Below are 12,351 nucleotides of genomic sequence, written 5' to 3' on the forward strand. Positions count from 1 at the left end.
CAGAATCAAAACCAACACATCAGAAAATTAATATATTCGTGGCCAATAAAATCAACAACCTGTTTAAACACAAAGGTTTTGTTCGTTATTTCAACAATACCGCCTGGTTGTTTGGTGAAAAAATAATCAGGATGTTTGTTGGCCTGTTTGTTGGAATCTGGGTGGCACGGTATCTAGGCCCAGAAAAATTTGGTGTATTCAGCTACGCACAAAGTTTTGTCGGCCTATTTGCCACTATTGCCACGTTGGGTTTGGATGGTATTGTTGTACGAGAAATTGTTAAGGATGAGTCAAAAACCAATGAACTCATCGGAACCACATTTGTGCTTAAAGGAATGGGGGCTTTAGCAGTACTTATCTTACTTGCCATCGCCATCTTATTCACAAGTCATGATAGCCATACCAACAAAATAGTATTCATTATCGCAAGCGCTACCGTATTTCAATCATTCAACGTAATTGATATTTACTTTCAAGCAAAAGTCTTATCAAAATACGTAGTCTATGCGAACACTATATCACTTTTCATAAGCAGTATTGTAAAAATAACACTTATACTAAGCTCTGCACCACTGATTGCTTTCGCCTGGGCAATTTTATTTGATAACTTAATTTTAGCTTTAGGATATATCTATTTCCTAAAAACAAGCTCATTGCTGCAAATAAAAAATCTAAGATTCAATGCCTTAACAGCAAAAATATTGCTAAATGACTCTTGGCCATTAATTATAAGTAGTGTCGTAATATCTATATATATGAAAATTGATCAGGTAATGATCAAAGAAATGATTGGCAACGAAGCAGTAGGCCAATATTCCGCAGCTGTTCGAATAAGCGAAGCCTGGTATTTTATCCCAATTGTGATAACCACCTCTCTTTTCCCCGCTATTGTTAACGCAAAATCAACAAACGACGAAATCTACTACGCAAGACTACAGAAACTTTATAATCTAATGGTTCTAATGGCTCTAAGCATCGCCTTACCCATGACTTTCCTTTCTGACTGGACAATAGAAATCCTTTTTGGAAAAGCATATAACGAAGCTGCCAGTGTGCTCATGATACATATATGGGCTGGTATTTTTGTTTTCCTAGGTGTTGCCAGTGGAAAATGGTTTACAGCAGAAAACGAACAATTCTTAGCATTCAGAAGAACCTTATACGGCTTAATTACCAACATCACCTTGAATTACATCTTGATTCCCATCTATGGAATTCAAGGTGCGGCTATTGCGACCATAGTCAGTCAGCTGTTTGCATCATTCTTATCTGATTTAATGAGCAAAAAAACAAAAAGAATGTTTTTAATGAAAACCAGGGCAATTTTCTTTCTGGACTTTCTATACAAACCCACTAGCAAATGACCCGAAAGCAAAAAAGCATTTGAGCAATAGTGCTTACACGTTGAAACACACAATGGAAACAAGATGAGAAAAACCATATTAGTCACAGGAGGAGCCGGTTTCATAGGAAGTCACCTTTGCGAAAGACTGGCCAGCAACCCTCATAATGAAGTTTATAGTTTGGACAATTACTTTACCGGTACAAAATCCAACCATGTAGCAAATGTGACTTATATAGAGGGCGATACAAAGAACATCAATGAGATCATCGATTTTATCCCTGACGCAGTTTATCATCTTGGTGAATATAGCCGGGTGGAACAAAGTTTCGACGATATAGAGAAGGTTTGGGAATACAACAAATCCGGGACTTTCGCCGTTCTTGAATTCGTAAGAAGAAGTGGCTGCAAAATTATTTATGCGGGAAGCAGTACAAAATTTGGTGACGGAGGCATGGGAAAAAATGCGTCACCTTATGCATGGACAAAAGCAAGCAATACTGAACTCGTTATTAATTATGCAAATTGGTTTAGCATCCCCTATGCCATTACATATTTTTATAATGTTTATGGAACCAGAGAAATACAATCAGGAACATATGCTACGCTTATAGCATTATTCAAAGAAAAAATGAGAAACAAGGAACCCCTGACTGTAGTTAGCCCTGGAACTCAGAAACGGAATTTCACTCACGTAGATGATATTATAGATGGCCTTGTTCTTGTAGGAGAAAAAGGTTATGGCGACGAGTATGGCATTGGTAGCGACGATGCATTCAGTATTATGGAAGTCGCCTCAATGTTTGGCGGCGAAATACAGATGCTTCCTGAACGTAGAGGAAACCGAATGAGTGCAAAAGTTTTTAGCGATAAAACCAAAGCTTTAGGTTGGCATCCAAAAACAGCATTAAAAGATTATATAGAAGAGTGCAGAAGAAAAAACTGGAACTGAATAAATGGAACAACATACTGACGTTTTTTCTCCGCCCTATCCTCTTGATACAGCAGTGCTGTTTCTTGTATTTAATCGCCCAGAACCAACAAAACAGGTTTTTGAAGCGATCCGGCTAGCGAAGCCGCCGCGTTTATACATTGCGGCTGATGGTCCCAGGGAAAGCAGAAAAGGTGAAGCGGATAAGGTTCAACACGTTCGTGAACTCATCCTATCAATGATAGATTGGGACTGTGAAGTAAAAACCCTCTTCAGAGACAGCAACCTAGGTTGTAAGATGGCTGTAAGTAGCGCCATCACCTGGTTTTTTGAGAATGAAGAGCAAGGGATAATCCTTGAAGATGACTGCCTTCCCAGCCAGAGTTTCTTTTGGTTTTGTGAAGAATTGCTAAACAAATACGTAGATAATGAAGCTATTTTCTTGATCTCAGGCGATGCTCGTGGACCTGAATCCTTTGGAATGAAAGAGGATTATGGATTCTGTAAGTACCCCTTAATTTGGGGATGGGCATCTTGGTCACGAGTGTGGAAAAACTACGATGTTGAAATGCAAGATTGGCCAAAGCAAAAGAATGTTTTGCCACCTTTGATTTCCAACAACAAACCCACAATAAAATTCTGGAAAAAAACATTCGATAAAGTTTACAGAAAAAATATTGATACTTGGGATTATCAATTCACATACCTTCTCCAGAAGAAAAAAGGAAAATGCATTGTCCCGAAAGTCAACTTGATCACTAACATTGGTTTTGGCGCCGACGCAACCCATACTTTTAGTCAAAACTCAATAGCCGCGAATCGCACAAGACATGAAATAAACCTTCCTCTAAATCATACACAAAACGCCAAATCGGAAATTGAAATTAACAATTTTTTTGACAATAACGTATTTTTAACCAGAAGCCTTATAGTTCGCGTAACCAATAGAATATCTCGCATGGTAATTGGCAAAACCATTTTTAAATGAAAGTTCTAATCGTAAACACAACGGACATACAGGGTGGAGCAGCACGAGCGGCATATCGGTTACATAGATCTTTATTAGCGGCAGGTGTTGATAGCCAAATGCTTGTTCAGTCGAAATCCTCACATGATTTTACTGTATTGGGGCCTAAAAATAAGGTTAAAAACGCCTTGTGCAAATTACGCCCGACCTTAGATAACTTACCAGTACATCGTTATAAGGGTCGTACTCAAACTCTGTTTAGTCCTAGTTGGCTACCGTTTACATCTATAGTAAAGAAAATCAATTCCCTCAACCCTGATGTAGTCCATTTACATTGGATAACAGGCGGATTCGTACGCATTGAAGATTTAGCCAAAATCAAGGCTCCAGTTGTATGGAGCCTGCATGATATGTGGGCATTTACGGGGGGATGTCATTATGATGAAGAATGTGGGAAGTTTATAGCCAGTTGTGGCGAATGTCCTGTTCTAGGTTCCAGCAAGCATAAAGACTTAAGTAACAAGGTCCTAAAACGCAAGGAATCAAGTTTTAAGAAACAGCGAAACATGACGATTGTCGGATTAAGTAAATGGCTAGAGAACAAAGCCAAATCCAGTTTTTTATTCCATCAGACATCAGTAGTGAACCTACCCAATCCAATAGATTCATCCTCCTTCGCTCCATTTGATAAGCACAATGCACGTATATTATTTAATTTACCTCTAGACAAGAAACTAATTCTGTTTGGTGCGATGGGAGCGACGAGTGATCCACGCAAGGGGTTTATAAAATTATCGGACGCATTACAGCATCTCAAATCGGATAATACCGAACTGGTTGTTTTTGGCTCGAACCGACCGAAAGTATCACAAGGCTTCAAACAGAAAGTACATTATTTAGGTCACTTATACGACGATGTAAGTTTGCGAATTTTGTACAGCACAGCTGACGTCATGGTGGTGCCTAGCCTACAAGAGAACTTGTCTAATGCAATCATGGAGTCTTTGGCCTGTGGAACTCCTGTTGTGGCCTTTGATATTGGAGGAAACCCAGATTTAATTGAACACAGAACCAACGGTTATTTAGCCGAACCATTTAACAATCAAGACTTGGCAAGAGGTATAGATTGGGTTTTACAACATCAAAACCCTGGCGTTTTAAGCAATAATGCTAGAGAAAAAGTAATACACTCTTTTGAAAGCAACCTTGTTGCGAGGCAATACATAGACTTATACAAAAAGGTTATAGACCAGGAAAACCCATGAAGAAAGCTCTTATCACCGGCATAACTGGCCAAGACGGCTCTTACCTAGCCGAGTTCTTGTTAGGAAAAGGCTATGAGGTACATGGCATAAAGCGCCGGGCTTCGTCGTTCAACACTCAGCGGGTCGACCATATTTACCAAGACCCGCATGTTGATAATCAGAGCTTCATCCTGCACTACGGCGACTTAACTGACTCTTCCAACCTCACCCGCATTCTGCAAGAAGTGCAGCCTGATGAGGTGTACAACCTCGGTGCGCAGTCGCACGTAGCGGTGAGCTTCGAATCCCCGGAGTACACAGCAGATGTCGATGCTATTGGCACCCTTCGCCTGCTTGAAGCCATTCGCCTACTGGGTTTGGAGAAACAAACGCGCTTCTACCAAGCCAGCACCAGCGAGCTTTACGGCTTGGTGCAAGAAACTCCGCAAAAGGAAACCACGCCTTTTTACCCGCGTTCTCCCTACGCAGTCGCCAAGCTTTACGCCTATTGGATTACCGTGAATTACCGGGAGTCGTACGACATGTTTGCATGTAACGGCACGCTCTTTAACCATGAAAGCCCGCGCCGTGGTGAAACTTTTGTCACCCGCAAGATCACCCGTGGTTTGGCTAATATCGCCCAGGGCCTGGAAACTTGCCTGTACATGGGGAATATTGATGCACTGCGCGACTGGGGCCATGCCAAAGACTACGTCCGTATGATGTGGCTGATGCTGCAACAAGAGAAACCACAAGATTACGTCATTGCTACAGGCGTGCAGAACAGTGTGCGCACCTTTATCGAATGGTCTGCCGCAGAGCTGGGTATCATACTGCGCTTTGAGGGGTCAGGCGTTGATGAAGTCGGTATCGTTGAATCGGTTACCGGCGATAAGGCACCTGCGGTTAAGGCAGGGGATGTGCTGGTACGCATCGACCCACGCTACTTCCGCCCTGCTGAAGTCGAGACTTTGCTTGGCGACCCGGCCAAAGCTAAACGCGAACTGGGTTGGGAGCCGGAAATCAGTGTGCAGCAGATGTGTGCTGAAATGGTGCAAGAAGACCTTAAGGTTGCCAAGCGCCACGCCTTGCTTAAGCAACATGGCTATGAAATACCGGTCACCATCGAGTAACCCATGAAGAAACGTGTATTTATTGCCGGCCATAATGGCATGGTTGGTTCCGCCCTGGCGCGGCGCTTACAGCAGCAGAGCGATATAGAGTTGATGACTCGCAACCGCAGCCAGCTGGATTTGACGAACCAAGCGGCGGTACAGGCTTTCTTTAATGATGAACGAATAGATCAGGTCTACCTGGCTGCGGCCAAGGTGGGAGGCATACACGCCAACAACACCTACCCCGCCGAATTCCTGTATGAAAACCTGATGATTCAGGCCAACATCATTCATGCAGCCCACTTAGCAGACATTCAGCAGCTGCTCTTCCTGGGTTCCTCGTGTATCTACCCCAAGCTAGCCCCGCAGCCCATGCGGGAAGATGCGCTGTTAACAGGTACGCTCGAACCCACTAACGAGCCTTATGCCATTGCCAAGATCGCCGGCATCAAACTGTGTGAAAGCTATAACCGCCAGTATGGGCGTGATTACCGTAGCGTGATGCCAACCAACCTCTATGGACCGGGAGATAATTTTCACCTGGAGAACAGCCATGTCATCCCGGCTATGATGCGCCGCTTCCACGAGGCCAAGCTCACGAATGCTGCGGAAGTGGTGGTGTGGGGTAGTGGTAAGCCCATGCGCGAATTCTTGCATGTGGATGATATGGCCGCGGCCTGTGTGCATATCATGAATCTGGACACGGCCACCTACCGAACCCATACCGAACCCATGCTTTCGCATATCAATGTGGGCACGGGGGTGGATTGCACTATTGCTGAATTGGCTCAAGCGATGAAAAAGGTGGTTGGTTTTGCCGGCAACCTCACTTTCGACGACAGCAAGCCGGATGGCACACCCCGTAAACTGATGGATGTCTCGCGGTTGAAAGCCCTCGGATGGGAGTACAGCATCAACCTAGAAGAGGGCCTGCGTCTGACCTACGACTGGTTCTTGCAGAATCAAGACAGCATTCGTCAATGAGGAAGCCGCTGGGGCCTCATCATGCTTGATAAAGCGGTTTTTGCCGACATCATTCACCACACTCCCTTGGTATCACTCGATTTACTGGTCGAGAACGCCAAGGGTGAATACTTATTGGGGTTGCGTACCAACCGCCCTGCACGCGGCTTTTGGTTTGTTCCAGGTGGGCGTGTCTTTAAGAATGAAACCCTTGCTGCTGCGTTTGAACGCCTGACGCTATCCGAGCTTGGCGTTACTATTGCAATGCAACAAGCCACGCATCATGGCCTGTATGAGCATTTCTATAACGACAACGTATTTGGTGATGAAGGGCCATACGCGCAGATCAGCACCCACTACATCGTTAATGCGTTCAAGATTCGACTGCCCCACCTAGCAGAACCTCCATTCCATCAACACAGCGATTACCGCTGGTTAACACCTGCACAACTGCTCGCTGAGCGGACCGTGCATGAGCACACCAAATGGTATTTTGAATGATTCCCGTCATTATGGCCGGAGGTTCCGGCACCCGCATGTGGCCGCTGTCTCGCACTGCCTACCCAAAACAGTTCTTGGCACTGAATAGCCACCTCAGTTTGCTGCAAGAAACTGTGGAACGCTTGCAGGGTTTGCCGGTAGAGCAACCCATTGTGATCTGCAACGAAGAACACCGCTTTTTGACGGCTGAGCAGCTGCGTCAACAACAAGCTGCCGCGGATATTCTTCTGGAACCCGTTGGGCGTAATACCGCCCCGGCCATTGCGCTCGCCGCACTGCAGGCGATGAGGCGCTCCCCACACCAGCCACCCGTGCTATTGGTTTTGGCGGCTGATCATGTCATCCGCAATCAGCAAGCGTTTCAGCAAGCCGTGACTCACCTTTTACCGCAGGTGCAGGAAGGCAGCTTTGGCACACTGGGCATCGTGCCTACTGAGCCTGCTACCGGGTACGGCTATATCCGCATGGGCGGCACACCGGAATACGGCCTACGGCAGGTACGGGAGTTCGTCGAAAAACCTGATGCCACCACAGCACAAGGCTACGTGGACAGTGGCGACTACCTGTGGAATAGCGGCATCTTCATGATTCGCGCAGATCGCTACTTAGACGCCTTGCAGAAGTATCAGCCTGACATGCTAGACGCCTGCAGAAAGGCCATGGAATACGCAGTTCAAGACCATGACTTTATTCGCATTGATGCACAGGCCTTTACAGCTTGCCCAGAAAACTCCATTGACTATGCCTTGATGGAACCTTTGTGCACCCAACAAGATGCACAGGTCATCGTCGCCCCGCTGGATGCAGGATGGAGCGACGTGGGTAGTTGGAGTGCGCTATGGGAAATCAGCGACAAAGATGATGACGGTAACGCCATTATGGTTGGCGAGAAGCTAGCCGCTAATGATGTCATTTTGCAAGACAGCCAGAACTGCTTGGTTTCCGCCCACAGCAAGTTGGTAACCCTGCTAGGGGTGGATGGCCTCGTTGTCGTTGACACCGATGACGCATTATTGGTTGCTGATAAATCTCGCGTGCAAGATATTAAGAACATCGTTGCCACCCTGAAGGCTGCTGGACGAAGCGAGCATCACAACCACCGGGTGGTCTACAGACCCTGGGGTAAATACGATTCCATTGATACTGGCTACCGCTACCAGGTGAAACGCATAACAGTCAAACCGGGGGCCAAGCTCTCGCTACAAATGCATCATCATCGCGCGGAACACTGGGTGGTAGTCTCCGGCACCGCCAAAGTCACCAATGGCGATAAAACCTTTTTGGTTACAGAAAACCAATCGACCTATATCCCTGTGGGGCAAATTCATTGTCTTGAAAATCCAGGAGCCATCCCGCTAGAGATGATAGAAGTGCAGTCGGGAGCCTACCTGGGAGAAGACGATATTGTGCGGTTTGAAGATGTATATGGAAGAAATTGAATGAACGCGAACAACCCGTACAAGTACAAACTTAGCATCATCACCGCGACTTACAACGCCATTGAGCATCTTCCCAAGCTAATCGAATGCCTGCGTAACCAGGAAGACAAGGATTTTGAATGGGTTGTGGCAGATGGGGCCTCTACAGACGGCACCCTGGAGCTGTTGGAATCCATTACGGACCTGAACATCGTTATTACAAGCCAAGAAGATTTCGGCATTTACGATGCGTTGAATAGGGGTATTAAGGCGTCGAGTGGTGAGTTTTACTTAACGATGGGCGCGGATGATCTACTGTATCCTAACGCGGTTAAGGAATATCGAAATGCTATAGACGATAAGGTGGACGTAATCACCGCTAGCATCAAAATCGGCAACGAAATCTCACAAGCGGGAAGTCGAGGCAAAAGCTGGTTCGCTGCCCAATTTGCGTACGTATCAGGGCACGCAGTCGGATCCCTATTCAGAAAATCCCTACACAAGCGATATGGGTATTACTCACGAAAATTCCCTATCGCCGCAGACCAATTATTTATTCTAAAAGTCTGCAAGGCAGGCGCTGCAACGAAAGTCATAAAGCCTATTGTCGGCGAACACATTCTAGTCGGCGTGAGCAGCTTTGATGTTCTAGGAACCATGACTGAATACTATAGAGTTCAATTATTAACTGGCGAAAATAAATTCATACAAACAGCCTTGTTCATCCTTAGACTATTAAAACACTACAGGCGCTTAAAATAGGAAACCTCAAAAATCAGAATATTCTTCTCAAGTGCATTAAAGTAGCCGCTATCCTGCTTAGCACGAATGGAACATTGTAACCCTGAAGCAGCATTCTAGTATAAACACAAACAAGATAAGCAATCCTTCTAAGTTCTTCTAGCAAGAGAGCTTTCTTTCTTGACGCCGAACCGTCTCTTACACATACATAATAGCAGGCCGCCTCATCAGCCTTCTTGACTCCTTTAACTCGCTTACTTATCTCCGCCATAAACAGGGAATCCTCACCAACTTTCAATCTCTCATTGAAACGGACATTACCGATCAAATCCCTGGGAATCAACTTTGCCCATGGAGAGGAAAAATACTTACGTGAAAAAAACAGGCTTTCCTCTTTTTCTTTTAGCCTAACGAAATTGTTCCCAACAAAATTTCTCGTCGCATCAGCTACTGAACACTTGAAATCCTTTGAGTCGCTTACTGATATAAAACCGTCCTCAGCACAAGAAAGTAGTATCTTAAGATAATCACTACTCAACACATCATCATCATCAACAAAAGCCACATAATTTTCATGTGAACTTTCTAAAAGAAAATTCCTAGCCCTTGAAACACCTGCCTCCTCTAAATACACATACTCACATCTAAAGGTACACTGCTCTAAGAGAGCAACAACAAATTCCTGATAAACCTCGGAAGGACCATTCAAGGCAATATATACCTTAAACCTATCTTTAGATAAAGTTTGGGCCTCTATAGATTCGAGACAGCGTTTCAAGTAATTTCCGGGCTTGTACGTTGGCAACAAAACAGATATACAAGACACGATGAACCTACCTCATAAAATAAAAGTTATAGTTTAAATAAGGCTCTCGTGGTAATGAACTAGACATATACAATGTCAAACAGAAAATTAATAATGAAAAAGCATAAACACCAACCTTAAGAAACCATTTATTCTTATCAACGCTCTCAATTAGTTCGCTAAAAGCAACAAACCCCCACGGAAAAAGAAAATAACTTATCCTAGTGACAAAATAACCATAAGGCAAAAACACTGTGTAAATTAAAAAACCAAGAAAAAATAAATTAAAGTACACCCAAAACCTATCCGTAACTTCGCCCTTTCTTGAAAAAAACAAAAGAGCAAGCACCATAAAACATAGCATTAAATATATTTTACCGCCTGTGTCATTACCCCCTCTATTTATATAACTTGAATAAAGATCAAAATAATTCAAAACAGCGGCAACCACATCCAGCATAAAAAACGATGCAGCAAACGCTGCCGCGTAAATCACAAATCTGTATTTTCGGTTAGATAAAACAATAACAAACAAAAATATTATAATAAAAATAACAGCAGACCGATGAAACCCATATGCAATAGCAGCAAAGAAAATACTTGATAGATAGCTTTTAGAAACAAGCCTTGCAGTCGCATAGAATAAAATGCTGACCGCAACCATCTGGCGTATGATGTCGAAGGATGTCAAATAAGATCCGATGAAGAATACAAACATCACCAGCGTGATTGAATCCAATCTATTCAACCGATTGAACCCAAGCGTCATAAAAGAAACATACAACAGGCTTGTGACAAAAAAATAAAACTGAGGGGCCTCGTACTTTATCGCCAAATCGGTTAGATGCTTATTGAAAAACTCCAAGTCATTGAACCGAGCTCCTTCCACACTCATCATATAATTATAATAGCTAAAATAATCATATCCAGCGTCATACCTTAGCGCTGAAAATAAAAAAGCAAGAAACAACAGAATATACAACAGCCATTTCCTCTCATGTATCTCATGAAACACAAGAAGAAAAAGAGACAAGGCGGCAAAAACAGAATAATAGATCATTTACTTTTTATTTTTTAGAAAAACACACCAAGCCCGCTGAAAATATTCATATTTTTCGCAACGAGTTTATCGCATAACTACCGAACAACATCAGAGAACGCACCAATCCAAAGTTAAGTTCGTTTCTATATATATTCCAACTCCATAAAGCTGATCTTATTTTGTTTGATGAAAGACTGTCGTTATGCACACGGTATTTTGCTAGCGGTATCTGTATACCGAATCCAGATTTCGCAATCTTTGCAATTTCCAACCACATAAGATAATCTTCATGACCAATTCTTTTTTGAAATACCTTCCCTATAGATTTTGTATCATAAGCCCCCGTTAGGTTTCCGATATAGTTTCCTTTCAACAGGGCATTAAAAGAGGTTCGCTCAGGAGGAACGATCAATCTCTCTTTTCCGCTCGGCCAGAACTTCAAGTAAGACGAAAAAAGATAATCATAGCCCTGTGAGAAATATCGTTTCTGCACTTCCAACTTCTCTGGGAACCAGAGATCATCGGCATCCAAGAAGCAAATATATCTTCCTGATGCAAAAGCGACTCCATCATTACGAGAAGCGGCAACACCTTTATTCACTTTATTATCAATTAACTTTACTCTTGAATCGACAGAAGAAGACCCAGAAACCACGACACCGGTATCATCCGTACTTCCATCATTTATAACAATCAATTCAAAATCGCCATACGTTTGGTTTAGTACGCTATTTATAGATTCATGAATAAATTTTCTTGCGTTATACGCAGGCATAACTATGCTGAACTCGGGGCAGCTCATGGTTTACTTTTTCCTAAAGTACACTCCAACGTTCGAAGCTGAGTGTTTTCGCAAAAAATTCCGACAGCGGGGTGGCTTAGCGCCGCGATAACGGAAGAGTGTGATGGTAGGAAGAGGCTGGAGGTAAGGATAGATAGGCCACGCTTTATTAGAGATTTCGGACGACGGCTATACTATCGATTGTTTGCAACACTCCTAGCACAGGTCTTGCGAGATTTTACTACCCTATCCTGCATATCCACATGTATCGTGGAACAGTAGCATGATCATACAGACATCAGCTTCTCTCTAGCTCCTGCCAAGCCCATACTTATGATGTTGCCCCAAGACTGGGGTTGTGACCTATAGGATTTTTAGCGTGCCGGACCCGCATTGTTCCAAACCTCCCAGAACCCACAACCCCGAACGCCGACATTCCCGCTGGTACGAAGTTGTACTTTTAAGCGCTCCTTTCCAGTTGTTAGTAGGTTGGGTTGTGGT

The 12,351-nt window shown here is 43.9% G+C and carries 12 protein-coding genes; 9 read left to right on the forward strand and 3 right to left on the reverse strand.

Annotation, left to right across the window (positions count from 1 at the left end; translation table 11 throughout):
• Positions 1–38: 38 nt before the first annotated feature.
• The 9 genes from VRY85_RS02585 (at position 39) to VRY85_RS02625 (ending at position 9,243) form a co-directional block, all read left to right on the forward strand.
• Complete coding sequence (locus VRY85_RS02585; protein WP_414597038.1) at positions 39–1,364, forward strand: flippase; 1,326 nt, start codon at positions 39–41, stop codon at positions 1,362–1,364.
• Positions 1,365–1,427: 63 nt separating this feature from the next.
• Complete coding sequence (locus VRY85_RS02590) at positions 1,428–2,294, forward strand: NAD-dependent epimerase/dehydratase family protein (RefSeq protein WP_414597039.1); 867 nt, start codon at positions 1,428–1,430, stop codon at positions 2,292–2,294.
• Positions 2,295–2,298: 4 nt separating this feature from the next.
• Entirely contained in the window at positions 2,299–3,261 is a 963-nt protein-coding gene (locus VRY85_RS02595; protein WP_414597040.1) for a glycosyltransferase family 2 protein, read from the forward strand.
• The gene (locus tag VRY85_RS02600; RefSeq protein WP_414597041.1) at positions 3,258–4,505 is read left to right on the forward strand and encodes a glycosyltransferase family 4 protein; all 1,248 of its coding nucleotides are present in this window, start codon (positions 3,258–3,260) and stop codon (positions 4,503–4,505) included. The genes VRY85_RS02595 and VRY85_RS02600 overlap by 4 nt, the downstream gene beginning before the upstream one ends.
• Entirely contained in the window at positions 4,502–5,617 is a 1,116-nt protein-coding gene (gene gmd / locus VRY85_RS02605; protein WP_414597042.1) for a GDP-mannose 4,6-dehydratase, read from the forward strand. The genes VRY85_RS02600 and gmd overlap by 4 nt, the downstream gene beginning before the upstream one ends.
• Positions 5,618–5,620: 3 nt before the next feature.
• Positions 5,621–6,583, forward strand: a complete 963-nt coding sequence (fcl, locus tag VRY85_RS02610; protein ID WP_414597043.1) for a GDP-L-fucose synthase — start codon at positions 5,621–5,623, stop codon at positions 6,581–6,583.
• 21 nt (positions 6,584–6,604) lie between these two features.
• Entirely contained in the window at positions 6,605–7,063 is a 459-nt protein-coding gene (locus VRY85_RS02615; RefSeq protein ID WP_414597044.1) for a GDP-mannose mannosyl hydrolase, read from the forward strand.
• Positions 7,060–8,502: a mannose-1-phosphate guanylyltransferase/mannose-6-phosphate isomerase gene (locus tag VRY85_RS02620; RefSeq protein WP_414597045.1), complete on the forward strand. Its 1,443-nt coding sequence runs from the start codon at positions 7,060–7,062 to the stop codon at positions 8,500–8,502. Before VRY85_RS02615 ends, VRY85_RS02620 begins: the two co-directional genes overlap by 4 nt.
• The gene (locus tag VRY85_RS02625) at positions 8,503–9,243 is read left to right on the forward strand and encodes a glycosyltransferase (protein ID WP_414597046.1); all 741 of its coding nucleotides are present in this window, start codon (positions 8,503–8,505) and stop codon (positions 9,241–9,243) included.
• 13 nt (positions 9,244–9,256) lie between these two features.
• Here VRY85_RS02625 and VRY85_RS02630 read toward each other — a convergent pair whose 3' ends face one another.
• The 3 genes from VRY85_RS02630 to VRY85_RS02640 are packed head-to-tail and all read right to left on the reverse strand — an operon-like array spanning position 9,257 to position 11,871.
• On the reverse strand, positions 9,257–10,048 hold the full coding sequence (locus VRY85_RS02630) for a glycosyltransferase (RefSeq protein WP_414597047.1): 792 nt from the start codon (positions 10,046–10,048) through the stop codon (positions 9,257–9,259).
• Positions 10,049–10,055: 7 nt separating this feature from the next.
• Positions 10,056–11,087, reverse strand: a complete 1,032-nt coding sequence (locus VRY85_RS02635) for an EpsG family protein (protein WP_414597048.1) — start codon at positions 11,085–11,087, stop codon at positions 10,056–10,058.
• 46 nt (positions 11,088–11,133) lie between these two features.
• Positions 11,134–11,871 (reverse strand): glycosyltransferase family 2 protein, encoded by a 738-nt coding sequence (locus VRY85_RS02640; RefSeq protein ID WP_414597049.1) that lies wholly within the window; start codon positions 11,869–11,871, stop codon positions 11,134–11,136.
• Positions 11,872–12,351 lie beyond the last annotated feature (480 nt).

It is taken from the genome of Achromobacter sp. F4_2707 (assembly GCF_047501535.1).
Taxonomy (GTDB): Bacteria; Pseudomonadota; Gammaproteobacteria; order Burkholderiales; family Burkholderiaceae_B; genus Yanghanlia.